Source organism: Pelomonas aquatica, assembly GCF_026712205.1.
Lineage (GTDB): Bacteria > Pseudomonadota > Gammaproteobacteria > Burkholderiales > Burkholderiaceae_C > Pelomonas > Pelomonas aquatica.
The window spans coordinates 111,121-137,615 of record NZ_JAPPUW010000012.1 but is presented as its reverse complement, the minus strand read 5'-3'; the positions used below and the strand labels follow the sequence as shown (position 1 = coordinate 137,615).

25 protein-coding genes are annotated in these 26,495 nt (G+C 70.8%); 13 read left to right on the top strand and 12 right to left on the bottom strand.

The features are described from left to right. Positions 1-4: 4 nt before the first annotated feature. Positions 5-1,900 carry a 1-deoxy-D-xylulose-5-phosphate synthase gene (gene dxs, locus NYP07_RS14530; protein WP_268151662.1) on the top strand — a complete coding sequence of 632 codons (1,896 nt, stop codon included), beginning with the start codon at positions 5-7 and terminating at the stop codon, positions 1,898-1,900. On the opposite strand, the gene NYP07_RS14525 is transcribed toward dxs, so the two are convergent. After that, positions 1,848-2,756 (bottom strand): LysR family transcriptional regulator, encoded by a 909-nt coding sequence (locus NYP07_RS14525; RefSeq protein ID WP_268151660.1) that lies wholly within the window; start codon positions 2,754-2,756, stop codon positions 1,848-1,850. The genes dxs and NYP07_RS14525 overlap by 53 nt on opposite strands. Positions 2,757-2,826: 70 nt before the next feature. On the opposite strand from NYP07_RS14525, the gene lysA reads away from it, so the two are divergent. From lysA to ahpF, 4 genes are all read left to right on the top strand, one after another. Continuing rightward, a complete protein-coding gene (gene lysA, locus NYP07_RS14520; RefSeq protein WP_268151658.1) occupies positions 2,827-4,071 on the top strand; it encodes a diaminopimelate decarboxylase in 1,245 nt (414 codons plus the stop codon). A gap of 51 nt (positions 4,072-4,122) precedes the next feature. After that, positions 4,123-5,253 (top strand): HD-GYP domain-containing protein, encoded by a 1,131-nt coding sequence (locus NYP07_RS14515; RefSeq protein WP_268151656.1) that lies wholly within the window; start codon positions 4,123-4,125, stop codon positions 5,251-5,253. 369 nt (positions 5,254-5,622) lie between these two features. Further along, on the top strand, positions 5,623-6,186 hold the full coding sequence (gene ahpC, locus NYP07_RS14510) for an alkyl hydroperoxide reductase subunit C (protein ID WP_268151654.1): 564 nt from the start codon (positions 5,623-5,625) through the stop codon (positions 6,184-6,186). Between the two features lie 133 nt (positions 6,187-6,319). Next, entirely contained in the window at positions 6,320-7,873 is a 1,554-nt protein-coding gene (ahpF, locus tag NYP07_RS14505) for an alkyl hydroperoxide reductase subunit F (RefSeq protein WP_268151652.1), read from the top strand. Here ahpF and rarD read toward each other — a convergent pair. Continuing rightward, positions 7,841-8,737 (bottom strand): EamA family transporter RarD, encoded by an 897-nt coding sequence (rarD, locus tag NYP07_RS14500; RefSeq protein ID WP_268151650.1) that lies wholly within the window; start codon positions 8,735-8,737, stop codon positions 7,841-7,843. The genes ahpF and rarD overlap by 33 nt on opposite strands. Positions 8,738-8,828: 91 nt before the next feature. Between rarD and NYP07_RS14495 the strand changes: the two genes are divergently transcribed. Both NYP07_RS14495 and NYP07_RS14490 read left to right on the top strand, forming a co-directional pair. After that, positions 8,829-9,098, top strand: a complete 270-nt coding sequence (locus NYP07_RS14495) for a MoaD/ThiS family protein (protein WP_268151648.1) — start codon at positions 8,829-8,831, stop codon at positions 9,096-9,098. A gap of 1 nt (position 9,099) precedes the next feature. Beyond that, entirely contained in the window at positions 9,100-10,173 is a 1,074-nt protein-coding gene (locus NYP07_RS14490) for a WD40/YVTN/BNR-like repeat-containing protein (RefSeq protein ID WP_268151646.1), read from the top strand. Here the strand turns inward: NYP07_RS14490 and NYP07_RS14485 are convergent. From NYP07_RS14485 to NYP07_RS14475, 3 genes are all read right to left on the bottom strand, one after another. Continuing rightward, the gene (locus tag NYP07_RS14485) at positions 10,160-10,879 is read right to left on the bottom strand and encodes a pseudouridine synthase (RefSeq protein ID WP_268151644.1); all 720 of its coding nucleotides are present in this window, start codon (positions 10,877-10,879) and stop codon (positions 10,160-10,162) included. The genes NYP07_RS14490 and NYP07_RS14485 overlap by 14 nt on opposite strands. After that, positions 10,876-11,280 (bottom strand): YchJ family protein, encoded by a 405-nt coding sequence (locus NYP07_RS14480; protein ID WP_268151642.1) that lies wholly within the window; start codon positions 11,278-11,280, stop codon positions 10,876-10,878. The genes NYP07_RS14485 and NYP07_RS14480 overlap by 4 nt, the downstream gene beginning before the upstream one ends. Positions 11,281-11,363: 83 nt before the next feature. Beyond that, positions 11,364-12,299, bottom strand: coding sequence for a bifunctional helix-turn-helix transcriptional regulator/GNAT family N-acetyltransferase (locus NYP07_RS14475; protein WP_268151640.1), 936 nt, complete (start codon positions 12,297-12,299; stop codon positions 11,364-11,366). 374 nt (positions 12,300-12,673) lie between these two features. Here NYP07_RS14475 and NYP07_RS14470 point away from each other — a divergent pair, with 374 nt between their 5' ends. Further along, on the top strand, positions 12,674-15,046 hold the full coding sequence (locus tag NYP07_RS14470; protein ID WP_268151638.1) for a UvrD-helicase domain-containing protein: 2,373 nt from the start codon (positions 12,674-12,676) through the stop codon (positions 15,044-15,046). Here NYP07_RS14470 and NYP07_RS14465 read toward each other — a convergent pair whose 3' ends face one another. After that, positions 15,047-15,340, bottom strand: a complete 294-nt coding sequence (locus NYP07_RS14465; protein WP_268151636.1) for a type II toxin-antitoxin system RelE/ParE family toxin — start codon at positions 15,338-15,340, stop codon at positions 15,047-15,049. Further along, complete coding sequence (locus tag NYP07_RS14460; RefSeq protein WP_268151634.1) at positions 15,337-15,549, bottom strand: hypothetical protein; 213 nt, start codon at positions 15,547-15,549, stop codon at positions 15,337-15,339. Before NYP07_RS14460 ends, NYP07_RS14465 begins: the two co-directional genes overlap by 4 nt. A gap of 73 nt (positions 15,550-15,622) precedes the next feature. On the opposite strand from NYP07_RS14460, the gene NYP07_RS14455 reads away from it, so the two are divergent. Beyond that, positions 15,623-16,048 carry a PaaI family thioesterase gene (locus NYP07_RS14455; protein WP_268151632.1) on the top strand — a complete coding sequence of 142 codons (426 nt, stop codon included), beginning with the start codon at positions 15,623-15,625 and terminating at the stop codon, positions 16,046-16,048. Here the strand turns inward: NYP07_RS14455 and NYP07_RS14450 are convergent. The 3 genes from NYP07_RS14450 to NYP07_RS14440 are packed head-to-tail and all read right to left on the bottom strand — an operon-like array spanning position 16,045 to position 18,183. After that, positions 16,045-16,860: a BPSS1780 family membrane protein gene (locus tag NYP07_RS14450; RefSeq protein ID WP_268151630.1), complete on the bottom strand. Its 816-nt coding sequence runs from the start codon at positions 16,858-16,860 to the stop codon at positions 16,045-16,047. The two genes, NYP07_RS14455 and NYP07_RS14450, sit on opposite strands and share 4 nt — an antisense overlap. After that, complete coding sequence (locus tag NYP07_RS14445; RefSeq protein WP_268151628.1) at positions 16,857-17,870, bottom strand: homoserine kinase; 1,014 nt, start codon at positions 17,868-17,870, stop codon at positions 16,857-16,859. The genes NYP07_RS14450 and NYP07_RS14445 overlap by 4 nt, the downstream gene beginning before the upstream one ends. 31 nt (positions 17,871-17,901) lie before the next feature. Then, positions 17,902-18,183 (bottom strand): hypothetical protein, encoded by a 282-nt coding sequence (locus NYP07_RS14440; RefSeq protein ID WP_268151626.1) that lies wholly within the window; start codon positions 18,181-18,183, stop codon positions 17,902-17,904. A gap of 41 nt (positions 18,184-18,224) precedes the next feature. Here NYP07_RS14440 and polA point away from each other — a divergent pair, with 41 nt between their 5' ends. From polA to NYP07_RS14420, 4 genes are read left to right on the top strand one after another with little or no spacing between them, the layout of a single operon-like run. Continuing rightward, positions 18,225-20,993 carry a DNA polymerase I gene (gene polA / locus NYP07_RS14435; protein ID WP_268151625.1) on the top strand — a complete coding sequence of 923 codons (2,769 nt, stop codon included), beginning with the start codon at positions 18,225-18,227 and terminating at the stop codon, positions 20,991-20,993. A gap of 56 nt (positions 20,994-21,049) precedes the next feature. After that, complete coding sequence (locus NYP07_RS14430) at positions 21,050-21,397, top strand: type II toxin-antitoxin system prevent-host-death family antitoxin (RefSeq protein WP_268151623.1); 348 nt, start codon at positions 21,050-21,052, stop codon at positions 21,395-21,397. Between the two features lie 3 nt (positions 21,398-21,400). After that, complete coding sequence (locus NYP07_RS14425) at positions 21,401-22,021, top strand: ATPase (protein ID WP_268151621.1); 621 nt, start codon at positions 21,401-21,403, stop codon at positions 22,019-22,021. Between the two features lie 35 nt (positions 22,022-22,056). Continuing rightward, positions 22,057-22,692 (top strand): LuxR C-terminal-related transcriptional regulator, encoded by a 636-nt coding sequence (locus NYP07_RS14420; RefSeq protein ID WP_268151619.1) that lies wholly within the window; start codon positions 22,057-22,059, stop codon positions 22,690-22,692. A gap of 1 nt (position 22,693) precedes the next feature. Here NYP07_RS14420 and xdhB read toward each other — a convergent pair whose 3' ends face one another. Next, positions 22,694-25,015 carry a xanthine dehydrogenase molybdopterin binding subunit gene (xdhB, locus tag NYP07_RS14415; protein ID WP_268151617.1) on the bottom strand — a complete coding sequence of 774 codons (2,322 nt, stop codon included), beginning with the start codon at positions 25,013-25,015 and terminating at the stop codon, positions 22,694-22,696. Next, on the bottom strand, positions 25,012-26,490 hold the full coding sequence (gene xdhA, locus NYP07_RS14410) for a xanthine dehydrogenase small subunit (protein ID WP_268151615.1): 1,479 nt from the start codon (positions 26,488-26,490) through the stop codon (positions 25,012-25,014). Before xdhA ends, xdhB begins: the two co-directional genes overlap by 4 nt. Positions 26,491-26,495: the final 5 nt, after the last annotated feature.

The following is a 26,495-nucleotide window of genomic DNA, read 5'->3' as shown; positions in this document are numbered from 1 at the left end:
AGCCATGGACTACACGCTGCTCAAGGGCATCGACAGCCCGGCCGACCTGCGCCGCCTGCCGCGCACCGAGCTGCGCAAGCTCGCCGACGAGCTGCGCGCCTATGTGCTGGAGAGCGTCTCCAAGACCGGCGGCCACCTGGGCTCCAACCTCGGCACCGTCGAGCTGACGGTGGCCCTGCACTATGTCTTCAACACGCCGGAGGACCGGCTCGTGTGGGACGTGGGCCACCAGACCTACCCGCACAAGGTGCTGACCGGCCGCCGGGACCGCATGGGCGGGCTGCGCCAGATCGGCGGCATCAGCGGCTTCCCGCGCCGTGACGAGAGCGAGTACGACACCTTCGGCACCGGCCACTCGTCCACCAGCATCTCGGCCGCCCACGGCATGGCCATGGCGGCCAAGCTCAAGGGCGAGAACCGCAAGGCCGTGGCCATCATCGGCGACGGCTCGATGACGGCCGGCATGGCCTTCGAGGCGCTGAACAATGCCGGCGTCGCCCACGGCGGCCTGCTCGGCGACGTGCTCGTCATCCTGAACGACAACGACATGTCGATCAGCCCGCCGGTCGGCGCGCTGAACAAATACCTGGCGCGGCTGATGAGCGGCAGCATCTACAGCGCCGCGCGCGAGGGCGCCAAGAGCGTGCTGAAGAACACGCCGTTGTACGAGTTCGCGCGCAAGTTCGAGGAGCACACCAAGGGCATGGTCGTGCCGGGCACGATCTTCGAGGAGTTCGGCTTCAACTACGTCGGCCCCATCGACGGCCACGACCTCGACGCGCTGATCCCGACGCTGGAGAACCTGCGCGACAAGAAGGGCCCGCAGTTCCTGCACATCGTCACCAAGAAGGGCGCCGGCTACAAGCTGGCCGAGGCCGACCCGGTCAAGTACCACGCGGCCTCGGGCAAGTTCGACCCGGCCGTCGGCTTCGTCAAGCCCGCCACGCCGCCGAAGACGACGTTCACCCAGGTGTTCGGCGACTGGCTGTGCGACATGGCCGAGCAGGACCAGCGCTTGGTCGGCATCACGCCGGCCATGCGCGAGGGCTCGGGCATGGTCGAGTTCCACAAGCGCTTCCCGCAGCGCTACCACGACGTCGGCATCGCCGAGCAGCACTCGGTCACCTTCGCCGCCGGCCTGGCCTGCGAAGGCATCAAGCCCGTCGTCGCGATCTACTCGACCTTTTTGCAGCGCGCCTACGACCAGATGGTCCACGACGTGGCCATCCAGAACCTGCCGGTGCTGTTCGCGCTGGACCGCGCCGGCCTCGTCGGTGCCGACGGCGCGACGCATGCCGGCAACTACGACATCGCCTACACGCGCTGCATCCCCAACATGGCCGTGCTGACGCCGGCCGACGAGGACGAATGCCGCCAGGCGCTGTACACCGGCTTCCTGCACGACGGCCCGGTCACGGTGCGCTACCCGCGCGGCGCCGGCGCCGGTGTCGTGCCGGTCAAGGCGATGACCGCCCAGGCCTGGGGCAGGGGCGAGATCCGCCGCAAGGGCCAGCGGATTGCGGTGCTGGCCTTCGGAACGCTGCTCTACCCGGCGCTGGAAGCGGCCGAGCGCCTGGACGCGACGGTCGCCAATATGCGCTTCGTGAAGCCGCTGGACACCGAGCTGGTGGCCGAGCTGGCGCGCACGCACGACGCCCTCGTCACTCTCGAGGACGGCTGCATCATGGGCGGCGCCGGCAGCGCCGTGACCGAGGCCCTGAACGCGGCCGGCATCCATGTGCCGGTGCTGCAGCTGGGCCTGCCCGACGAGTTCGTCGAGCACGGCGACCCGGCCAAGCTGATGAGCCTGTGCGGCCTGGACGCGGCCGGCATCGAGGCCAGCATCGTCAAGCGCTTCGGCGCGAAGCCGCAGGTGGTGCGCTCGAGCGCAGCCGGCTGAGCAGCTCGCCCACCAGCGGCTGCGCCGGCCGGTGCAGCGGGATCAGCGCGCTGACGCGATAGGGAATGGACACGGCCAGCGGCCGCACGACCAGGCCGGCGCCCGCGCAGGCCGCCGCCGTCAGCGGGTTCACGATGGCCAGGCCCAGGCCCACCCTCACCATTTCGCAGACGGCCACGGCGCTGTGCGTCTGCACGCGCAGGCGCCGCGTGACGTTCGCGGCCGCGAAACGCGCGTCGATCTCGCGCCGGTAGGGGTCGTCCTCGGCCAGGCTGATGAAGTCGCGGCCCTCGAAGTCGGCCAGGGCCAGGCGCTGGCGGGAGGCGAGCGCATGGCCGGCCGGCAGCACGGCGACCTCGTCGGCTTCCAGCAGCGGCTCGACGCGCAGGCCCGGCAGCGGCACCGCCTGCTCGGCCAGGCCGAGGTCGAAGCGCTGCTCGCCCATCCAGGCGTCCAGCAGCGGCGGCTCGGCCGGCGTGATGGAGACGCGGGCCTCGGGCCGCTCGGCCAGCAACGCCGCCAGCGCGCCGGGCAGCAGCGCATGGCTCAGCGCCGGCAGGCTCAGCACGCTGAGCTCGGTGTCCTCGGCCCGCCCCAGCGCCTGGGCGCGCTCGACGACGCGGGCCAGGCCCTGGAAGCTGCGTTCCACCGCGTCGAACAGCGCCCGTGCCCGCGCCGTGGCCTTGAGCCGGCCGCGTTCGCGCTCGAAGAGGGCATAGCCCAGCAACTGCTCCAGCCGCGCGAGGTCGCGCGACAGCGTGGGCTGGGAGGTGTGCAGCAGCGCGGCCGCGGCGGTGACGCTGCCGGCCGTCATGACGGCACGGAAGACCTCGATGTGGCGGTGCTGGATATCCATATCAGGATTGGATTGTCTGCCGACAAATTGCAATTTGATTGAATGGCCCGCGAAGCGCATGCTGCGCGCCATGACCAAGCCCCTGCCTGCCGCCCTGAACCCCGCCCGCCTCACCGCCCTGGCCGCCGAGCACGGCACGCCGCTGTGGGTCTACGACGCCGCGACCCTCCGCGAGCGCGCCGTGTCGCTGAAGCGCTTCGACGTCGTGCGCTTCGCGCAGAAGGCTTGCTCCAACGTCCACGTCCTGAAGCTGCTGCGGGCCGAAGGCGTCAAGGTCGACTCGGTGTCGCGCGGCGAGATCCTGCGAGCCATCGCCGCGGGCTATCGACCGGGCGGCGACGAGATCGTCTTCACGGCCGACCTGCTCGACCATGCGACGCTGGCCACCGTCGTCGAGCACCGCGTCCCGGTCAACGCCGGCTCCATCGACATGCTGCACCAGCTCGGCGCAGCGTCCCCCGGCCATGCGGTCTGGCTGCGCATCAACCCCGGCTTCGGCCACGGCCACAGCCAGAAGACCAACACCGGCGGCGAGCACAGCAAGCACGGCATCTGGCATGCCGACCTCGGTGCCGCGCTGGCGGCCATCCGCGAGCATGGGCTGAAGCTCGTCGGCCTGCACATGCACATCGGTTCGGGCGTGGACTACGGCCATCTGGCCCAGGTCGGCCAGGCCATGGTGGGCTTCGTGAAGCAGGCCATCGAGGCCGGCCACGACCTGCATGCGATCTCGGCCGGCGGCGGCCTGTCGATTCCCTACCGCCGCGTCGACGACCGCGTCGACGTGGACCACTACTTCAGCCTCTGGGACACCGCGCGCCGCGAGGCCGAGGGCCTGGTGGGCCACGCGGTCACGCTGGAGATCGAGCCCGGCCGCTACCTCGTCGCCGAAAGCGCCGTGCTGCTGGCCGAGGTGAGGGCGGTGAAGAGCGCGGGCGCCAAGCGCTTCGTGCTGGTGGATGCCGGTTTCAACGAGCTGATGCGCCCGGCCATGTACGGCAGCTTCCACGCGATGACGCTGCTGCCGCGCGACGGCACACAGCGCCCGCTGCGCGACTGCGTCGTGGCCGGCCCGCTGTGCGAGTCGGGCGACGTGTTCACGCAGGCGGCCGGCGGCGAGGTGCTGACGCGCGAGCTGCCCGAGGCCGAGGTCGGCGACCTGCTCGTCATCCACGATGCCGGTGCCTATGGCGCCTCCATGTCCAGCAACTACAACAGCCGGCCGCTGGCGGCCGAGGTGCTGGTGGACGGCGACGCCAGCCGGCTGATCCGCCGCCGCCAGACCGTCGAGGACCTGCTGGCGCTCGAACTCTGAGCACTTCCATCGCCTGGGACCGTTAGCCCTGAGTCCGGAGATCATCCGGGCATGAAGCTCGTTCCCATTCAACAGGTTGGCGGCCTCATCAAGGCGGGTGCGCCGCTGCCTTTCGGGGTGAGGGATGCCGAGGGCAAGCTGCTGCTCGCCAAGGGGCAGACGGTGCCGGGCGAGCAGATGCGCGAGGCGCTGCTGAGCCGCGGCGTCTTCGTCGACATGGACGAAGTGCGCGAGGCCTCCGCCCGCGGCGCGGACGGCAGCAGCGGCGGCGAGGACTTCTTCGCACGCTGGGAGGCGCTGCAGACGCGCCTGTCCACGCTGCTGCGGGCGCCGCAGGAGCCGCTCTTCCTGCCGCGCGTGAAGGAATGCGCCGCGCAGTTGATCGGCTGGGTGGGGCGCTTCACGGACCAGATGATCTTCGTCGTCGTCCAGCACGACCACAGCCGCCACGAGGTCTACGGCCTGGCCCATCTGCTGCACACGGCCGCCGTCGGCGCCGTGCTGTCGCGGCGCCTGGGCTGGGCGCCGGAGCGGCAGAAGAGCCTCGTCGGCGCGGCGCTGACGATGAACCTGTCCATCATCGACCTGCAGGGCCGCCTGGCCTCGCGCGGCGGCAGGCTGCTGCCGCCGCAGCGCGTGGCCATCAACCGGCACCCGGACGAGGCCGTGGCCTGGCTGCGCAACGCCGGGCTCGACGACGCCGAATGGCTGTCCGCCGTGGCCCAGCACCACGAGCAGTCGGGCGGTGGCGGCTATCCGCAGGGCCTGTCGGAACCCTGCGAGGCGGCCCAGCTGCTGCGCGTGGCCGACATCTTCCTGGCCAAGCTCGCCAGCCGCGGCGGCCGTGCCGGGCTGCCGGCGCCGCAGGCGGCCAAGGCGCTCTACACGGGCAGCAACGGCCACCCCTTCGCGGCTCTGCTGGTCAAGGAGTTCGGCATGTTCCCGCCCGGCACGTTGGTCAAGCTGGCCAGCGGCGAGACGGCCGTCGCCGTGCGGCGCGGCGCCACGGGCAGCACGCCCCTGGTCAGCGCCGTCATGAACCGCCACGGCGACCCGCTGGGGGCGCCGGTGCGGCGGGACAGCGCCCAGGCCGAGCACGCGATCACCGGCCTGGCCAGCGCGCAGTCGCTGCGCGTCAAGCTCAGCCCCCGCCAGCTCTACGACCGCCGCTACGAAGCCTGACGTTAGCCCCGCCCTCGCATCGCTGAACGCGAGCAAGTCCGGTCGGTCTTGCAGACCGCGCTGCGGCAGTGCCGCAGCCCTTCGGCAGGCACATCGCGCCCGCTGGGCGCAATGTGTCCGGCCTCAGCCCCCGTGGGGACGGCGATGCTTGCGGCATTGAGCCGCAAGCACATCGCCAGCGCGGGCCGGCTAGGGAGCGGCCCGTCGCTCGGCCCGTGAGTTCATGCACCGCGCGCCGCGAACGCGGAATTGACTCGGGCCGCGATAGGCAGGCTCAATGATGATGATTTGATTAACGTTTTCAACCGAAACACTGTTTTCGATATAGTTCTGTCTATCCCATCAACCGCCCCTTCCGGAGCCTTTCGAATGTCCCTGATCAACACCCAAGTCCAGCCCTTCAAGACCGAAGCCTTCCACAACGGCAAGTTCGTGACCCTCACCGAGGAGTCGCTGAAGGGCAAGTGGTCCGTGCTGATCTTCATGCCGGCCGCCTTCACCTTCAACTGCCCGACCGAAGTCGAGGACGCGGCCGACCACTACGCCGAGTTCCAGAAGCTGGAGACCGAGGTCTACATCGTCACGACCGACACCCACTTCTCGCACAAGGTCTGGCACGAGACCTCGCCGGCCGTCGGCAAGGCCAGGTTCCCCCTGGTCGGCGACCCGACCCACACGCTGACCAATGCCTTCGGCGTGCACATCCCCGAAGAGGGCCTGGCCCTGCGCGGCACCTTCGTCATCAACCCCGAAGGCGTCATCAAGACGGCCGAGGTCCACTCCAACGAGATCGCCCGTGACGTCAAGGAAACGCTGCGCAAGCTGAAGGCCGCCCAGTACACCGCCAAGAACCCTGGCCAGGTCTGCCCGGCCAAATGGAACGAAGGCGCCAAGACGATTGCTCCGAGCCTCGACCTCGTCGGCAAGATCTAAGTGCGATTCGCAAGGAGCCCGGGAGGGCTCCTTCCCTCCGCAGAGCTCATCAGGCTCTGCTGAAAGGGCCTCCAACACGGGGACCCTTTCAGCAGTGGCCCGCCCCGCCACGCCACCCTGAAAGGAAGTCACCATGTTGGACGCCGCCCTCAAGACCCAGCTCCAGGCCTATCTGGAGCGCGTCACGCTCCCCTTCGACATCGTCGCGACGCTGGACGGCACGCCGGCCGCCGCCGAGATGCGCGAACTGCTCGGTGAGATCGCCGAGATGAGCGACAAGATCACGCTGCGGACGGACGGCGACGATGCGCGCAAGCCCAGCTTCCTGCTGCGCCGCGCCGGCAGCGCGCAGAGCTTGCGCTTTGCCACCATCCCGCTTGGCCACGAGTTCACGTCCCTCGTGCTCGCGCTGCTGTGGACCGGCGGCCACCCGCCCAAGGTCGAGGCGGCGACGATCGACGCGGTCAAGGCGCTGGACGCCGACCTCGACTTCGAGGTCTATATGAGCCTGAGCTGTCACAACTGCCCGGACGTGGTCCAGGCGCTGTCGCTGATGGCCGTGCTGAACCCGCGCATCAAGACCACCGTCATCGACGGCGGCCTGTTCCAGCGCGAGGTCGAGGGCCGCGAGATCATGGCCGTGCCGGCCGTGTGGCTGAACGGCCAGCCCTTCGCCTCGGGCCGCATGTCGCTGGAGGAGATCGTCGCCAAGCTCGACTCCGGCGCCGCGGCGCGTGACGCGCAGAAGCTCGACGCCGAGGCGCCCTACGACGTGCTCATCATCGGCGGCGGCCCGGCCGGCGCGGCAGCGGCCGTGTACGCGGCGCGCAAGGGCATCCGCACCGGCGTCGCGGCCGAGCGCTTCGGCGGCCAGGTCAACGACACGCTGGGCATCGAGAACTACATCTCCGTCTCGGCCACCGACGGCCCCCGGTTCGCCGCCGCGCTGGAGGGCCATGTGAAGGACTACGAGGTCGACATCCACAACCTGCAGCGCGCCGAGAAGCTGACGCCCGCGGCCGAGCCCGGCGGCCTCGTCGAGGTGCGGCTGGCCAGCGGCGCGACGCTGAAGGGCAAGACGGTCATCCTCTCCACCGGCGCGCGCTGGCGCAATGTCGGCGTGCCCGGCGAGGCCGAGTACAGGAACAAGGGTGTGGCCTACTGCCCGCACTGCGACGGCCCGCTGTTCAAGGGCAGGCCGGTCGCCGTCATCGGCGGCGGCAACTCCGGCGTCGAGGCGGCCATCGACCTGGCCGGCATCGTCAAGCACGTGACGCTGCTGGAGTTCGCGGCCGAGCTGCGCGCCGACGCGGTGCTCGTCAACAAGCTCAGGAGCCTGCCCAACGTCAGCGTCGTGACGAACGCGCAGACGACCGAGTTCACGGGTACGAAGGGCAAGCTCGACGGCCTGAACTACACCGACCGCGTCAGCGGCGAGGCCAGGCGCGTCGACGTGGACGGCTGCTTCGTGCAGATCGGCCTCGTGCCCAACACCGAATGGCTGCGCGGCAGCGTCGAGCTCAGCAGGCACGGCGAGATCATCGTGGACGCCAAGGGCGCGACCTCGCTGCCCGGCGTGTTCGCCGCGGGCGACGTGACGACCGTGCCTTTCAAGCAGATCGTCATCGCCGCCGGCGACGGCGCGAAGGCGGCGCTAGGCGCCTTCGACTATCTCGTTCGCCACTGAACAACGCAGCATGCGCCGGGTCTGCCACAGGCCCTCGGCGCTGTAGACCGCCAGCGCGCCCCAGATGAAGCCGAAGGCGACGAGGCGGTTCGCGTCCATGGGCTCGTGGAACAGGAAGACGCCGAGCAGGAACTGCAGCGACGGCGATGCGTACTGCACGATGCCCAGCGTCGCGAGCGGGATGCGCCGCGCGCCGGCCGCGAACAGCAGCAGCGCGCCGGCCGTCACCGGCCCGGTGCCGATCAGCCAGGCCCAGTCCACGGCGGTCTGCCCGGCCAGGTCACCGGCCTGCCACCACCAGGCCAGGCCCGCAAGGGCCAGCGGCGCGAGGATCAGCGTCTCCAGCGCCAGGCCCTCCAGCGCTCCCAGGGCCGCGGTCTTGCGCATCAGGCCGTAGAGGCCGAAGCTCAGCGCCAGCACCAGGGCCACCCAGGGGAGGGTGCCGGCCGCCACGGTCAGCCACAGCACGCCGAAGGCCGCCAGGCCCACGGCCAGCCACTGCACCGGCCGCGGCCTCTCGTGCAGCACCGCGAAGCCCAGCGCCACGTTGACCAGCGGGTTGATGAAATAGCCCAGGCTCGCGTTGATGACCTGGCCGTGGCCGACGGCCCAGACATAGGTCAGCCAGTTCACGGCGATCAGCGCGGCCGACAGCGCGAAGCGCCGCCAGGTTGCCAGGCTCACGCCCTTCAGCCAGGCCAGCCGCCCCGTCGCGAGCATGACGATGGCAACGAAGGCCAGCGACCACAGCGTGCGGTGGGCCACGACCTGCAGCGCCGGCACGGCCGCGATCTGGCGGAAGTACAGCGGGAACAGCCCCCAGCTCAGATAGGCGCCCAGCGCGTAGACGATGCCTCGATTCATCGGCGGCATTGTCGGCGGGCCTCCTACGCCTGACGGAAGCCAGGGCTTTCGGCACTGGAAGCCGGCCGGGGCAGCGCCGATGATGCCGCGCATGGCCCGCATCGAGTTCACGCCGCAGCTGCGCCGCTTCGTCGACACGCCCGTCGTCGACACCGCGGCGGCCACGCTGCGCGCGGGCCTGGACGCGGCGTTCGCGACCAACGAGCGGCTGCGCGGCTACATCCTCGACGACCAGGGCCATCTGCGCCACAACGTCGTCGTCTTCATCGACGGCCGCCGCGCCCGCGACCTGCGGGGCTTGAGCGACCCCCTCGGCCCGGACAGCCGGGTCCACGTCCTGCAAGCCCTTTCTGGAGGTTGAGATGGCACAAGACCGCGCCTGGGCCGCGACCCGCAAGGGCCTGTTCGAGCTGCGCCGCCGCGCGAACGGCTGGCAGATCGAGAACCCCAGCTTCCTGGCCGACCCGGTCAGCATGCTGCTGCCGCCGGACGCCTCGGGCCGCATGCTGGCCGCGCTCAACCTCGGCCATTTCGGCACCAAGCTGCAGGCGTCCGACGACGCCGGCAAGAGCTGGCGCGAGGTCGCCGTGCCGGCCTATCCGCCCCAGCCCGAGGGCGCCGAAGGGCCGGCGTGGAAGCTGCTGCAGATCTGGTCGCTGGAACGTGCCGGCGACACGGTCTGGGCCGGCACCATCCCCGGCGGCCTGTTCGCCAGCCGCGACGGGGCGCAGAGCTGGCAGATCAACGAGGCGCTGTGGAACGAGCCCAGGCGCCTGGGCTGGTTCGGCGGCGGCAACGACGCGCCGGCCCTGCATTCCATCTGCCCCGACCCGCGCAACCCCGGCGAGCTGCTGCTGGGCATCTCCTGCGGCGGCGCCTGGCGCACGACCGACGGCGGCCGGACCTGGGGCCTGCGCGCCAGGGGCATGCGCGCCGACTTCATGCCGCCCGAGCAGGCCGGCGACGAGAACGTGCAGGACCCGCATCTGATCGCCCGCTGCCGCGACGTGCCCGACGTGCTCTGGTGCCAGCACCACTGCGGCATCTTCCGCAGCAGCGACAACGGCGCGAACTGGACCGAGCTGAAGGCCAGCCCGTCGAGCTTCGGCTTCGCCGTCGCGGCGCATCCGCACGCCCCCGGCACGGCCTGGTTCGTGCCGGCCGTCAAGGACGAGCGCCGCGTGCCGGTGGACGGCGCGCTCTGCGTGACGCGCACCCGCGACGGCGGCCGCAGCTTCGAGGCGCTGCGCGCCGGCCTGCCGCAGCAGCACTGCTACGACCTGGTCTTCCGCCACGGTCTCGCGGTGGACGACGCCGGCGAGCAGCTGATGATGGGCTCGACCACCGGCGGCCTGTGGGCCAGCGCCGATGCGGGCGACAGCTGGCAGACCGTGTCGGCCCATCTGCCGCCGGTCTACGCGGTCAAGTTCGGCTGACCCCTTTCTTCCGGGGCGGGCTGATCCTTTCCCAGGCCGCGTCCGGCGGCGCCTGCAGCGTCAGTTCGGACCCCAGCAGCGGATGCCGCAGCCGCAGCGTCTGCGCATGCAGCCACAGCCGCTGCAGGCCGAGATGGGCCGCCACGGCGCGGTTCAGCGGCCCCTTGCCATGCGTCGCGTCGCCGAGGATGGGGTGGGCGAGGTGCTTCAGATGGCGGCGGATCTGGTGGCGGCGGCCCTGCAGCGGCTCGGCCTCCAGCAGCGCGACCCGCGTCGTCGCGAAGCGCGGGTCGCTGGCCAGCGGCCACTCCAGGCGCGCGAGCACGCGCCAGCGCGTCTGCGCCTCCAGCAGCGGCTGCCCGGCGGAGGGCCGTTCGGGGTCGCGGGCGAGCGGGTGGTCGATGAGGCCGGCGTCCTCGCGCGGCCAGCCGCGCACCAGGGCCAGATAGCGCTTGTCCATCCGGCCCTGCTCGAACATCGCGCCCAGCAGCGACGCGACCTCGGGCGACAGCGCGAACAGCAGCACGCCCGAGGTGCCGCGGTCCAGCCGGTGCACGGGCCAGACGGGCCTGCCGAGCTGGTCGCGCAGCCGCTGCAGCGCGGCCTCGTCCTCGCCGGCCGCGAGCTGGGTGCGGTGGACGAGCAGTCCGGGCGGCTTGTCGATGGCGACGAGGTGTTCGTCGAGGTGCAGGACGGCCAGCGTCAAGACAGATCGCCGTCCACGTAGAACCACGCGCCGTTCTCGCGCACGAAGCGGCTGACCTCGTGCAGGCGGTGCGCGCGGCCGCCGAGCCTGCTGCGGGCGACGAACTCCACCGTGCCGTGATCGGCGTCATGCATGGTGCTGCGCTTCACGTCCAGGCCCAGCCATTTCAGGCCGGGCTCGGGCGGGTCCAGCTCGCCAGGGCGCCTGCTGGCATGCCAAGTGGCGAGCAGGTAGGGCCGCAGGTCGAGCACGAAGGCGCTGTAGCGCGAGCGCATCAGGGCTTCGGGCGTCGGCGCCATCAGCGCCTGGCGGCCGGCATGCGCGGCATGCAGCGCGCCGCAGCAGCCGGCATAGGTCGCGGGTCGGCCGCAGGGGCAGGGCGAGGCGGCGGGCATGGGCATGGACGTCACTGTAAGCCGCGCCCGCAGCCGCATCGGTCTGATCCGGCTCAGCGTGGCAAGGCTCGACCAAAGGGGGCGGCGCTTCAGAGGGCCAGCTCCCAGGTCTCGCTGACGACGTCCTGGCCGAAGTTGTGCGCGGCTTCGCTGTGCTTGAGCCGATAGCCCTCCGCGGCATAGATCGCGCGTGCCGCCGTCAGCGCGCTCTGCGTCCACAGCACCACGCGCCGGTAGCCAGCGCCGCGGGCGAAGCCGCTGCACTGGTGCACGAGGCGCTTGCCCAGGCCCAGGCCGCGGGCGTGCGGCTCCAGCAGCAGCAGGCGCAACTGGGCGACGCCCGGACGCGGCCGGCCGGTGCGGTCGCTGCGAGCCTGCACGAGCATGACGGCGCCCAGGCGTTCCGCGCCGCGCATGGCGATCCAGCAGGCCTCGCGCGCCGGATCGAAACGGTCGACGAAGTCGGCGCAGATGCGCGCGACCAGGGCCTCGAAGCGGGCGTCCAGGCCGTACTCGGCGGCATAGATCGCGCCGTGGCGTTCGACCAGCCAGCCCAGATCGCCCGGCAGGGGCGGGCGCAGCTCGATGGCGGCGGCCTCGGGCTCCAGCACGGCCTGGATGCGCGACATCGCGCCCAGCAGCGCCTGGCGCTGCGGCGTGGACAGCGGCGCGAGCAGCGCCTCGGTCTCGGCCTGGCTGCCGCGGTCCAGCGGCGCGAAGGCGCGCCTGCCGGCGGCACTGAGCCTGAGCAGCCGCTGCCGGCCATCGCTCGGGTGGGCCTGCTCGGCCAGCAGGCCGCGGGCCTTCAGGCCGCGCAGCAGGCGGCTCAGGTAGCCGGCGTCGAGCTGCAGGCCCTTGCTCAGCGCCGCGGCGCTGACGGGCGCGTGATGGCTCAGTTCCCACAGCACGCGGGCCTGCGGCAGCGTGAACCCGCTGCCGGACAGCGTGGGGGCGAGCATGCCGATGCGGCGGGTGTAGAAGCGGTTGAAGGCGCGGACGTCGAGCGCCTGGGCAGCGGTGTTCATCGCCTCATCATCGGCATGATGGTTGCCTTTGGCAACCAAGTGATGAGGCGCTACGCTTTGGCCTTCGACTCGGGAGCATGGCTTGGGCATCGTGGTCTATTGGCTGGAAGGCGAGGGTGACGCGCTCATGCCGGCCTGCCGGTCCTTTGGCGGCGCCGAGCTCGTGCAGGCGCTGGCCTGGGCCGAAGACCGGCGCCGGCAGGGGCATGCCCACGTGAGCATCTCGACGGAGCTGGCCGACCACGTCGGCCGGGCCGGCGTCGCGTCGGTGGAAGGCGGCAGGACGCCGGACGCCGGACGGCGAGGCCTACGAGTGGTCCAAGGCCGGGCGGGCCGGCAAGTTGCGCCGGAGGCAGCCTCCCTAAAATGCGCAGATGAATTCCGTGCAAGACGCCAGCGACGCGGCTCAGAACAGTCCCCTCCTCAAGAACCTCAACGCCGAGCAGCTCGCCGCCGTCACCGCCGCGCCAGAGCCGGCCCTGATCCTGGCCGGCGCCGGCTCCGGCAAGACCCGCGTGCTGACCACCCGCATCGCCTGGCTGCTGCAGACCGGCCAGGTCAGCCCCGGCGGCGTGATGGCCGTGACCTTCACGAACAAGGCCGCCAAGGAGATGCTGACGCGCCTCTCGACGATGCTGCCCTTCAACGTGCGCGGCATGTGGATAGGCACCTTCCACGGCCTGTGCAACCGCTTCCTGCGCGCGCACTGGAAGCTGGCCCATCTGCCCCAGGCCTTCCAGATCCTGGACGCCGGCGACACGACCTCGGCCGTCAAGCGCGTCATCAAGGCGATGAACCTGGACGAGGAGCGCTTCGTGCCCAAGCAGGTCGGCTGGTTCATCGCCGGCTGCAAGGAGGACGGCCTGCGCCCCGGCGACGTGGACCAGCGCGACGAGCAGACCCGCAAGCTCGTCGAGATCTATGCCAACTACGAGGACCAGTGCCAGCGCGAGGGTGTCGTCGACTTCGCCGAGCTGATGCTGCGCAGCTACGAGCTGCTGCGCGACAACCCGGCCGTGCGCGAGCACTACCAGCACCGCTTCCGCCACATCCTCGTCGACGAGTTCCAGGACACCAACAAGCTGCAGTACGCCTGGCTGAAGATGTTCGCGCCGCCGGGCGCCTGCACCGGCCAGAGCCTGCTGGCCGTGGGCGACGACGACCAGAGCATCTACGCCTTCCGCGGTGCGCGCGTCGGCAACATGATCGATTTCGAGCGCGAGTACCGTGTGCGCAAGGTCATCAAGCTGGAGCAGAACTACCGCAGCTTCGGCCACATCCTGGACGCGGCCAACGAGCTGATCAGCCGCAACAGCCAGCGCCTGGGCAAGACGCTGCGCACCGACGCGGGCCAGGGCGACCTCATCCGCGTGCAGGAGGCGCCCAGCGACTTCGCCGAGGCGCAGTGGCTGATCGAGGAGATCCAGCAGCTCCACCGCGGTGGGCTGGACCGGCAGGAGATCGCGGTGCTCTACCGCAGCAATGCGCAGTCGCGGGTCATCGAGTCGGCCCTCTTCAACTCGGGCATCCCTTACCGCGTCTACGGTGGCCTGCGCTTCTTCGAGCGCGCCGAGGTCAAGCATGCGCTGGCCTATCTGCGCCTGCTGGAGAACGCCAATGACGACACCAGCTTTTTGCGCGTCGTGAACTTCCCGACGCGCGGCATCGGCGCCAGGACGCTGGAGAACCTGCAGGACGCCGCCAAGGCCTCGGGTCGCAGCCTCTACCAGAGCGTCGGCGCCATCGCCGGCAAGGGCGGCGCCAACCTCGTGGCCTTCACCAATCTGATCGACTCGACGCGCAACCTGACGCAGGGCATGACGCTGCGCGAGATCATCGAGCAGGTGCTGGAGACCTCGGGTCTGCTGGACTTCTACCGCACCGACAAGGACGGCGCCGAGCGGCTGGAGAACCTGGACGAACTGATCAACGCGGCCGAGGCCTTCGTCATGCAGGAGGGCTTCGGCAAGAACGCGGTGGGCCTGCCGGTCGATGAGGTGGCCGAGGCCGGCACGCCGGGCGCGGTGCCCGACGCGGAGACCGGCGAGATCATGTCGCCGCTGGTGGCCTTCCTGACGCATGCGTCGCTGGAAGCCGGCGACAACCAGGCGCAGGCGGGCCAGGATGCCGTGCAGCTGATGACGGTGCACTCGGCCAAGGGCCTGGAGTTCGACGCCGTGTTCATCACCGGCCTGGAAGAGGGCCTGTTCCCGCACGAGAACGCGATGTCGGACCACGACGGCCTCGAGGAAGAGCGGCGGCTGATGTATGTGGCCATCACGCGGGCGCGCAAGAAGCTCTCTTTAAGCTTCTGCCAGACCCGCATGCTGCACGGCCAGACGCGCTACCACGTCAAGAGCCGTTTCTTCGACGAACTGCCCGAGGATGCGCTGAAGTGGCTGACGCCGCGCAACCAGGGCTTCGGCTCGGGCTTTGCGCGCGACTATCAGCAGGCCTGGGAGCGCGGCAGCGGCCTGAAGGGCATGGTGGGCGCGGGCCGCGTGGAGAAGGCCGCCTGGGTCGAGCCGCCCATCCCTTCGAATATGGCCGCCAGCATGCGGCAGAAGGTGTCGAACGAGCACGGTGGCCTGCGCGTCGGCAAGGGCGTGTTCCACACCAAGTTCGGCGAAGGCGTGCTGCTGACGCTGGAAGGCTCGGGCACGGATGCGCGCGCCCAGGTCAACTTCGGCCGGCATGGCACGAAGTGGCTGGCGCTGTCGGTGGCGAAGCTGACGCCGATCGATTGATCAGCGCCGGCCTTCGCCGTGCGCCGGGTCGCGGTGCTGGTGCCGCACGACGAGGATGCGCAAGCCGTGTGCTCCGTGGGCGTAGATCACCGAATACGGGAAGTCGTGCAGCGGATAGCTGCGGCGGCCGTCACCTGTGGGAGTACCGAGTTCGGGATGGCGCTCAATGAGCCGAGCAATGCGCTCGAACTCGTCGAGAAAGCGTTGGGCCAAGCGCAAGCCGGCTTCGTGCCGGTAGAAGTGGAATGCTGCGGCCAGTTCTTCAGCCGCCAGCCGATGGATCGAGAGGCTCACGCGCGCTCGTCGCGCAGGCGAGCCAGGGCGTCGTCCAGCGGTTCGAACTGGGCGGGCTCCGCCTCGCGCAGTGCCGCAACGGCATCCCAGGCTGCATCGCGCGCGGCGTCGGCATCGAGGCTGGCCACCACGCGATCCAGCAACCGGGCGCGCTGAGCCGGAGAGAGCTTCAGCACTTCGGCCTCCAGGGTTTCAAAGGTGGTGTCCATGACGGCTCCGGCGACGGGGTAACGCATCCACAAGCTTGCCATAAGCTGCGGCCAGTACCTCCCGGAGTCTCCCATGGACCTGTCACCCGCCGTGAATCAGCAGACGCTGGCCGATTTTCTTGCCACCGAATTCCCGCAGAACCGCTGCACCTTGGAGGAGGTCGATGCGGACGGCAGCGTCGTCGTGGCGCACCCGGTGGGCGAGGGCGAGCTGCGCCCGGGCGGCACGGTGTCTGGGCCGGTCATGATGACGCTGGCCGACGTGGCCCTCTACGTCGCCATCCTGGCGCGCATCGGCATCGTGCCGCTGGCGGTGACGACCCATCTGTCCATCAACTTCCTGCGCAAGCCGCGCGCGGACCGGCGCGTCGTCGCGCGCTGCCGGCTGATGAAGCTGGGCAAGACCCTGGCGGTGGGCGAGGTGTGGATCTTCTCGGAAGGCGAGGACGAGCCGGTGGCGCATGCGACCGGCACCTATGCCATCCCGCCGAAGCGTTAGTCGCTCAGCACATCGCTCGGCGCGCCGAACATGAAGCAGTCGACGAAACTGAAGTACAGCGAGGCGTAGAACACCGTCGACAGCAGCAGGCCGCTGGCCATCAGCACCATGGGCGCCAGCTGCGTCAGCCCGATCAGGCCGAAGCCCAGGCTGACGATGCCGGCCACGGCCAGCAGCAGGCCGCCCCAGAGCAGCGCGTTCAGCGCGAACGCGGCCTTGTTGCGCCACAGCGCCAGCGTGCTGGAGAACAGGGCCTGGGCCACGCCCTGGCCGCCCCAGTGCACCAGCGCAGGCGCATGCCAGTAGGGCACGGACAGCAGCGTCACCAGGCCCAGGCGCGCGCACATGCCCCACAGCAGGCGCGGGTCGGTGGCGGCCTGGGCGATGGCCTCGCTGTCGGCGTTGTCGGCGATGAGCTTCTGCAGGTCGCGTGTGCTGCCGCCATCCACCCAGTCGGCCAGCAGGCCGATCAGCAGCATGGCCAGCGCATAGCTCAGGCACAGCACGATCTGGCTGCGGCGGCGCTCGGGCGTGAGCTTGAGCGGCGCGACGAAGACGCTGGCCGTCGGAGTCTTCTTCTGCAGCACGAGATGGGTCGCCAGCATGAAGCCCAGCGACAGCAGCGGCAGCGAGGCGAAGGTCAGCAGCAGGCCGACGCCGGGCAGCAGCATGGCCACGAAGCCCGCGAACAGGAAGAGCCCGAACAGGCTGGCCAGGGCCAGGGGCTGGCGCTGGAAGACCTTGAAGCCGTGGCGGATCCAGAGCCGGCCGTTGCGGGCCGGCACCTGTTGCAGATGCAGCTGCATCGTCATGCCTTGGCTCCATCGTGCAGGGCATGCCAGGGCTTGGCGATGCGCTCGCGCAGCACGCGCTCGAAGTGGCGCGGGTCGTGGGCCTTGAGCAGGCTGGCCTCGCGCGGCAGGTGCAGGTCAAAGAGGCGCGACACCCAGAAGCGCAGCGCCGCCGCGCGCAGCAGTGCCGGCAGCAGGCGGTGCTCGGCGCCGGACAGCGGGCGCACGCCCTCGTAGGCGGCGACGAAGACGGCGGCGCGCTCCTCGATGAGGACGCCGGTGGTCAGGTCGATGCACCAGTCGTTCAGGCAGACGGCGAGGTCGAACAGCCAGGTGTCGCAGCCGGCGAAATAGAAGTCGAAGAAGCCGGTCAGGCGCTCGCGGCCCGGGCCCTCGCCGGGCTCGAACATCACGTTGTCGCGGAACAGGTCGGCGTGGATGGGACCCGAGTGAAGTTTCTGGATGGCCGCGAATTCGGCGGACCCGGCCAGCTGCTGCTGGTAGGCCAGCTCGCTCTTCAGCAGCTCGGCCTGGGGCGCGTCGAGAAAGGGCAGGATCTGCGGCACGACCTCGCACCACCAGGCCAGGCCGCGCAGATTGGGCTGGCGCATGTCGAAGTCGCGCCCGGCGAGGTGCATCTGCGCCAGCGTCGCGCCGACCTGGCTGCAGTGGAAGGCGTCCGGCGCCAGTTGGTGGCCGCCGTGCAGGCGGTCGACGATGGCCGCCGGCTTGCCCGCGACCTGGAACAGGATCTCGCCCGTCGCATCGGCATGCGGCTCCGGCACGGGCACGCCGCGCTGAGCGAGGTGCTGCATCAGCCGCAGGTAGAAGGGCAGCTGCTCGGCCGTCAGGCGCTCGAACAGCGTCAGCACATAGCGCTGCAGATGGCCGTCGCCCTGCGTGCAGTCGACGAAGTAGTTGGTGTTCTCGATGCCGGCGCCGATGCCGCGCAGCGAGCTCAATGTCCCGAGCTTGAGGTGGTCCAGCAGGGCTTGCGCCTGTGCCGGGCTGACTTCGGTGAAAACGGCCATGTGGGGGAGCCGGCCCGCGGGCCGCGCGCGATCAGAAATTGAGGATTCGCCAGACCCGCGTGCCCGAGCCGCTCTTGCCGCTGCCGCCGGCGGACTCGTGGCCGGCATCGTTGACGACGATCTCGTAGTCGGGGGCCCTGGTCTTCTTGTTCCTGACCGTGACCTTCCGGGTCTCGCCGCGCACCTTGAGCTCCTCGATGCGGACCTGATCGTCCTCCGCCACGGTGCGCTCGACCTTGGGCTCGGGCGGCGGGTCGGCGAGGGCGCTCGTGCAGCAGACGGCGAACAGCAGCAGGGCGGTGGGGCGAAGCATGCTGCCGATTCTAGGTGGGACCTGTCCGAGAATCCGTCGCCATGAGCAAACCCATCCTGCTGCTGGTCGACGGCTCCAGCTACCTCTACCGCGCCTTCCATGCCATGCCCGACCTGCGCGGCCCCGAGGGGCAGCCCACCGGTGCCGTGCATGGCATGGTGGCCATGCTGAAGAAGCTGCGCAGCGACATCGGCGCCGAGCATGCGGTCTGCGTCTTCGATGCGTCCGGCCCGACCTTCCGCGACGCGTGGTACCCCGAGTACAAGGCCCAGCGCGCGCGCATGCCGCCCGAGCTGCGCGCGCAGATCGAGCCCATCCACGAGGTCGTCAGGCTGCTGGGCTGGCCGGTGCTGACGGTGCCCGGCATCGAGGCCGACGACGCCATCGGCACGCTGAGCCGCGTGGCCGTGGAGCAGGGCCACCGCGTCGTCGTGTCCACCGGCGACAAGGACCTGGCCCAGCTCGTCAACCCGGACGTCGAACTCATCAACACGATGAGCAACGAGCGCCTGGACGAGGCCGGCGTCGTCGCCAAGTTCGGCGTGGCGCCGGACCGCATCGTCGACTACCTGACGCTGATGGGCGACACGGTCGACAACGTGCCGGGCGTGAGCGGCGTGGGCCCGAAGACGGCGGCCAAGTGGGTGGCCGAGTACGGCTCGCTGGACGGCGTCATCGCCGCGGCGCCCACGGTCAAGGGCAAGGCCGGCGAGAACCTGCGCGCCGCGCTGGACTGGCTGCCGATGGGCCGCAGGCTCGTCACCGTGAAGCTGGACTGCGACCTGGCCGGCCATATCGCCGGCTGGCCGACGCTGGAGCCGCTGGCCCTGCGCGAGGCGGACAAGGACGCGCTGGCGGCCTTCTACGCGCGCAACGGCTTCAAGACCTGGCTGAAGGAGCTGACGGGCGAGGTGCCGGCCCCCAAGGCCAAGCCTGCCAAGGCGCCCGCGGCCAACCTGGGGCTGTTCGACGCGCCCGAGCCGCCCGCCGGTGCGGCCGATATTGCCCGCCAGTACGACTGCATCCTGAGCTTCGAGCAGCTCGACGCCTGGATCGCCCGCCTGCGCGCCGCGCCGCTGTGTGCGCTGGACACCGAGACCGATTCGCTCGACCCGATGGCCGCGCGCATCGTCGGCATCTCCTTTGCCGACAGGCCCGGCGAGGCCGCCTACATCCCGCTGGCCCACAGCGGCCCGGATGCGCCCGAGCAACTGCCGCTGGGCGAGGTGCTGGCCCGCCTCAAGCCCTGGCTGGAGGACGAGGGCGCCAAGAAGATCGGCCAGAACCTGAAGTACGACCGCCACGTGCTGGCCAATGCCGGCATTGCGCTCGGCGGCGTGCAGCACGACACGCTGCTGGAAAGCTATGTGCTGGAGGCCCACAAGACCCACAACCTCGAAGCCCTGGCCGAGCGCCATCTCGGCCGCAAGGGTCTGTCCTACGAGGACCTGTGCGGCAAGGGCGTGCACCAGATCCCCTTCGCCCAGGTGGACGTGGCCAAGGCCACGACCTATTCCGGCGAGGACTCCGAGATGTGTCTGCACCTGCATCAGGTGCTGTGGCCGCAGATCGAGGCGGAAGCCGGGCTGACCCGCATCTACCGCGACATCGAGATGCCCACGGCCGCGCTGCTGGCCCGCATCGAGCGCCACGGCGTGCTGATCGACGCGGCGCGGCTGCAGGCCCAGAGCCACGAGATCGGCCAGCGCCTGATCGCGCTGGAGCAGCAGTGCTACGAGATTGCCGGCCAGCCCTTCAACATCGGCTCGCCCAAGCAGATCGGCGACATCCTGTTCGGCAAGCTCGGCCTGCCGGTCATCAAGAAGACGGCCACCGGCGCCCCGTCCACTGACGAGGAGGTGTTGACCGAACTGGCCGCCGACTTCCCGCTGCCGGCCAAGATCCTCGAATACCGCGGCCTCGCCAAGCTCAAGAGCACCTACACCGACAAGCTGCCGCAGCAGATCAACCCGGCGACCGGCCGCGTGCACACCAACTACGCCCAGGCCGTGGCCGTGACGGGGCGGCTGTCCAGCAACGAGCCCAATCTGCAGAACATCCCCATCCGCACGGCCGAGGGCCGGCGCGTGCGCGAGGCCTTCGTCGCGCCCGCGGGCTGCCGCATCGTCAGCGCCGACTACTCGCAGATCGAGCTGCGCATCATGGCCCACATCAGCGAGGACCCCGGCCTGCTGCGCGCCTTCCAGGAAGGTCAGGACGTGCACCGCGCGACGGCCAGCGAGGTGTTCGGCATCCCGCTGGACGAGGTTTCCGGCGAGCAGCGCCGCTATGCCAAGACCATCAACTTCGGCCTGATCTACGGCATGGGCGCCTTCGGCCTGGCCGCGGCGTTGGGGCTAGAGCAGAAGGCCGCCAAGGACTACATCGAGCGCTACTTCACCCGCTTTGCCGGCGTGAAGCGCTATATGGACGAGACCAAGGCGCGTGCCGCCGAGCTCGGCTACGTCGAAACCTTGTTCGGCCGGCGCATCTATCTGCCCGAGATCCGCGGCGGCAACGGTCCGCGCCGCGCCGGCGCCGAGCGCCAGGCCATCAACGCGCCCATGCAGGGCACTGCGGCCGACCTCATCAAGCTGGCCATGCTGGCCGTGCAGGCCGAGCTGGACCGCGCCGGCAAGCAGACCGCCGTCGTCATGCAGGTGCACGACGAACTGGTCTTCGAGGTGCCCGAGGCCGAGCTGGACTGGGTGCGCGCCGAGGTGCCGCGCCTGATGGCCGGCGTGGCCCGGCTCAAGGTGCCGCTGCTGGCCGAGGTGGGCGTGGGTTCGAATTGGGAAGAGGCGCATTGATTTCCCATTTTTCACAAAATATGGAAAATACAGGCATTGCCCAACGGAGAGCCGCCATGTCTGCCGTCCTCGAACCCGCCGTTGCCGACCAACTGCCCAGCGTGTCGGCCACCCAGCTCGTGGCCGGCATCCAGAAGGTCGGCCGCGCCGTGGCGGCCCATGGCGCGGTGCTCATCACCAAGCATGACCAGCCGGCCTTCGTGCTGATGTCGGTCGAGCGCTACCGCGAGCTGCAGCGCGCCGCCGAGCCCGACCTCGGCGCTTTGGGCGGCGAGTTCGACGCGATGCTGGCGCGCATGCAGGGCCAGGGCGACGCGCTGGCGGAGGCCTTCGCGATGGCGCCCGAGGCCATCGGCGCCGCGGCGGTCAAGGCCGCCAAACCGTCGCGTCGCAAGACTGCCTGAGCCTTGCCCGCCAAACTCTTCGTGCTGGCCGGCGTCAACGGCGCCGGCAAAAGCTCGCTGGGCGGTGCGGCCATCCGGGCCAGCGGCGCAGAGTTCTTCAACCCCGACGTGGCCGCCGCAATGCTGCGCGAACAGCGGCCCGGCCTCTCCGTGAGCCAGGCCAACGGCCTGGCCTGGACGCTGGGCCGCCGCGGCCTGGAGAAGGCGCTCGCCGAGGGGCTGACCTATGCCTTCGAGACGACGCTGGGCGGCCGCAGCATGGCCAGGCTGCTGCTGGAGGGCGCCCGTGCCGGCGCCGAGATCCACGTCTGGTATGCCGGCCTGGCCACGCCCGAGCTGCATCTGCGCCGCATCCAGGCGCGCGTGGCGGCCGGCGGCCACGACATTCCCGAGGCCAAGGTGCGCGAGCGCTTCGACGCCAGCCGCAGCAGCCTCGTCAAGCTGATGCCGCATCTGGCCAGCCTGCGCGTCTACGACAACAGCTTCGAGGCCGACCCGCGCGCCGGCCGCCGGCCCCAGCCGGTGCTGCTGCTGCAGATGCGGGCCGGCCGCGTCGTTTCTCACGCGCCGCTGCGCAGCGTGCCGGCCTGGGCCAAGCCTCTGCTGGGCGCGGCCCTGCGTTGACTATCATCGCGGCCACTGAACGGGGTTGGGTTGTGATGAGGATCTTGCTGGTCGATGCTTTTCCGATGGTGCGTGCCGCACTCACCGGCCTGATCGAGCAGCATTTCGCCGAGGCCCAGGTGCAGGGCGTCGACACCGCCGACGCCGCCCGCGCGGCGCTGGCGCAGAACCTCCCCCGCCTCGTGCTGCTGGACCTGCGGGTGGAGGGCGGCTTCGAGCTGCTGCAGCAGATCCACCGCGAGCATCTGATGCTGCCGGTGGTCGTCGTCTCCGGCCGCGACGAGACCGAGGACGCGCTGCGGGCCCTGGGCGCCGGCGCGATGGGCTATGTGCCCGAGCGCAGTGACCTGGGCACGCTGGTGCAGGCCCTGCACCTCGTGCTGGCCGGCGGCACCTATGTGCCGGCGCTGAAGCCGCGCGCCGACGACGCGCCCGCGCCGCCCGTGCCGGCGCCCACGCCGGTGCCGGACTGGGCCGAGCTGCCGCTGACGCCGCGCCAGAAGCATGTGCTGCATCTGCTGACCCAGGGCCTGTCCAACAAGCTGATCGCGCGCGAGCTGGGCGTCAGCGTCGAGACCGTCAAGGACCATGTCGCCGCGGTGCTGAAGGCGCTGGGCGTCAGCTCGCGCACGCAGGCCGTGGTGGCCGCGACGCAGCGGCCGCGGCGCTGATTCAGCCGCGCACGGCGTCGACGGCGTCCAGCACCGCCTCGGCCGTGGCCGGCGCGCGCAGCGGCGGGTCGCAGCCCTCGGGGCCGCAGGCCGCGCAGGCGTCCTTGATGGCCAGCAGCGCCGCGAAGCCCAGCAGCAGCGGCGGCTCGCCGACGGCCTTGCTGCGGTGGATGGTCTCGCTGGCGTTGGCCATGCCGAACAGTTCGGTGCGGAACTCGGTCGGGCAGTCGTTGGCGGTCGGGATCTTGTAGGTGCTGGGCGCGTGCGTCGTCAGCAGGCCCGTCACGGGGTGCCAGACCAGCTCTTCCATCGTCAGCCAGCCCATGCCCTGGATGAAGCCGCCCTCGATCTGGCCGATGTCGATGGCCGGGTTCAGGCTGGCGCCGACATCGTGCAGCAGGTCGGCGCGCGTGATGCGGTTCTCGCCGGTGAGCGTGTCCACCAGTGCCTCGCAGACGGCGCCGCCCCAGGCGTAGTAGTAGAAGGGGCGGCCCTGCAGCCTGGTCTTGTCCCAGTGCAGGCCGGGCGTGGCGTAGAAGCCGTCGCTCCAGAGCTGGATGCGCTTCAGATAGGCCGCGGCGACGAGGTCTTCGAAGGACAGGCTCTGGCCGCCGCCGCTGACCCGGCCACCCTCGAAGGCGACCAGTTCGGCCGCGCAGCCGAAGCGCTCGGCCGCGAGGGCCGCGAGCCTGGCCTTGATCCTGCGCGCCGCATCCTGGGCGGCCTTGCCGTTCAGGTCGCTGCCGGTGGAGGCCGCCGTGGCCGAGGTGTTGGCGACCTTGCTCGTGTCGGTGGCCGAGCAGCGCACCGACGACAGCGGCAGGCCCAGCTCATGCGCGACGACCTGGGCCACCTTGGTGTTCAGGCCCTGGCCCATCTCCGTGCCGCCATGGTTCACGAGCACCGAGCCGTCGGTGTAGACGTGGACCAGGGCGCCGGCCTGGTTCAGGTGAACCACATTGAAGGAGATGCCGAACTTGACCGGCGTGAAGGCCAGGCCCTTCTTCAACACGGCGCTGGCGGCGTTGAAGGCGGCGATCTCGGAGCGGCGCTCGGCATAGCGGCTGCTGGCCAGCAGCTGTGCGGTCAGCGCCTGGGCGTGCAACTCCTCGACCTGCTGGCCGTAGGGCGTGACGTCCTGGCCGGCGGCGTAAAAGTTGCGCTGGCGCACGTCGGCCGGGTCCAGCCCCAGGCGGCGCGCGACGCCGTCCAGGATCATCTCGATGGCGATGGCGCCCTGCGGGCCGCCGAAGCCGCGGAAGGCGGTGTTGCTCTGCGTGTTCGTCCGCGCGCAATAGCCGTGCATGGCCACATGGGGCAGCCAGTAGGCGTTGTCGAAATGGCAGAGCGCGCGCGCCATGACCGGCGCGGACAGGTCGGCGCTGTGGCCGGCGTTGGCGATCAGGTCGACGTCGACCGCGAGGATGCGGCCGTCGGCGTCGAAGCCCACGTCCCAGCGATAGTCGAAGCCGTGGCGGCGGCCGGTGATGAGGAAGTCGTCGTCGCGGTCCACGCGCAGCTTGACAGGCCTGTTCAGCTTCAGCGCGGCGATGGCGGCGACGCAGGCGAACAGCGCCGACTGCGATTCCTTGCCGCCGAAGCCGCCGCCCATGCGCCGGCACTGCACGGCGACGCGGTGCGCCTGCCAGCCCAGCGCGTGGGCGACGAGCTGCTGCATCTCGCTCGGATGCTGGGTCGAGCAGTGCAGCAGCATGCCTTCGCCGCCTTCCTGCGGCAGGGCCAGGCTGATCTGGCCTTCCAGGTAGAACTGCTCCTGGCCACCCAGGCTCCAGCGGCCTTGCAGGCGGTGCGGCGCGGCGGCGAGCTGCGCGGCCGGCTCGCCGCGCGTCAGATGCATGGGCGGCAAAACATACTGGCCGGCCGCGTGCGCTTCCAGCGCCGTCAGCACGGCCGGCAGGGGTTCGGCCTGGATGACCTGCCTGGCCAGCGCGGCCGCGCGGCGGGCCAGCTCGCGGTCGGTCGCGATGACGGCAAAGACGGGCTGGCCGGCGTAGCGCAACTCGCCCGCAGCCAGGATGGGGTCGTCGTGCAGCAGCGGGCCGCAGTTGTTCTCGGCCGGGATGTCGGCCGCGCCCAGCACCGCGACGACGCCGGGCTGCCGGCGGATGCGCTCCAGGTCGACGGCGACCAGCCTGCCGTGCGCGATGGGCGACAGGCCCAGGGCCGCATGCAGCGTGCCGGCCGGCTCGGGCAGGTCGTCGGTGTAGGGCGCGGCGCCGCTGACGTGCAGGTGGGCGGACTCGTGCGGCAGCGGGCGGCCGACGACCGGTTGCAGCAGAGGAAGCGCTTCGGGCTTGTTCATGCCGCCAGCCTCCCCGCGCGCCAGACGGTGATCGTGCGCCGGTCCAGCGTCTCCAGCCAGAGCTTGCGCAGCAGGTTCTGCGCGACCCTGAGCCGGTAGCCATCGGAGGCGCGCATGTCGGTCATCGGCTTGAAGTCCTGCGCCAGCGCGGCGGCGGCGGCTTCGGCCGTGGCCTCGGTCCAGGGCTGGCCGATGACGGCGGCCTCGGCCGCGCCGGCACGCTTGACGATGGCGGCCATGCCGCCGAAGGCGAAGCGGGCCTGCTGCACGCTGCCGTTGCGCAGCTGCAGGGCCAGCACCGCGCAGACGGCGGAGATGTCGCTGTCGTGGCGCTTGGAGACTTTGTGGGCCGAGATCGCCCAGCTGGTGTCGGGCGCGGGCACGTGCATCGCCTCGACGAACTCGCCGGGCTGCAGATCCTTCTTCATGTAGTCCAGATAGAAGTCCTGCAGCGGCAGGCGGCGCTGTCGGGCGCCGCGGCGCAGCACGAGCTCGGCGCCCAGCGCGATCAGGGCCGGCGCGCCGTCGCCGATGGGCGAGCCGTTGGCGATATTGCCGCCGAGCGTGCCGGCATGCCGCACCGGCGGCGCCGCGAAGCGCCGCCACAGCTCGGCCAGCGACGGCGCCAGCGCGGCGAGCGCGGCCCAGGCCTCCTCCAGCGACGCCGCGGCGCCTATCCACAGGCCGGGCTGGCCGCCCAGCGGCTCGGGCCGGATCTCGCGCAGCGCGGCGACGCGGCCGGTGTAGATCAGCCGGGGCAGCACGCGGAACTGCTTGTTGACCCACAGGCCGATGTCGGTGGAGCCGGCCAGCAGCGTCGCATCCGGGTGGGCCTCAAGCAGCCGGGCCAGCTCGGCCAGGGTCTGCGGCGCATGGAAGTGCTGGCCGGCGTGCTCATAGGCCAGTGCCGCGTCGGCGGCCAGAGCGCGCAGCGCGGCGGCGATGGGCTCGCGGTCCAGCGGGCGGGCCGGCGCGTCGAACATCTGCTCGCCGGCATCCAGGATGGGGCGGTAGCCGGTGCAGCGGCACAGGTTGCCGGCGAGCTCGTCGGCCAGCTGCTGGCGGTCGGGCCGCGTGCCGGCCTGCTGGTGGCGCTCGTAGCAGGCGGTCAGCGTCATGACGAAGCCAGGCGTGCAGAAACCGCATTGCGAGCCGTGGCAGGCCACCAGGGCCTGCTGCACGGGGCTGAGCCGCGCGGGGCCGCCGAGGTCTTCCACGGTCAGCAGCGCGCGGCCGTCCAGCGTCGGCAGGAACTGGGTGCAGGCGTTGACGTTGCGCAGCTGCAGCTGGCCGCTGGCATCCAGCTCGCCCTGGATGACCGTGCAGGCGCCGCAGTCGCCCTCGGCGCAGCCTTCCTTGGTGCCGGTGCAGCCGGCATGCTCGCGCAGGTATTGCAGCACCGTCGTGGTCGGCGGCAGGCCGGCCACCGCCACGACCGCGCCGCGGTGGAAGAAACGGATGGGGCGGGTATTCATGCTGG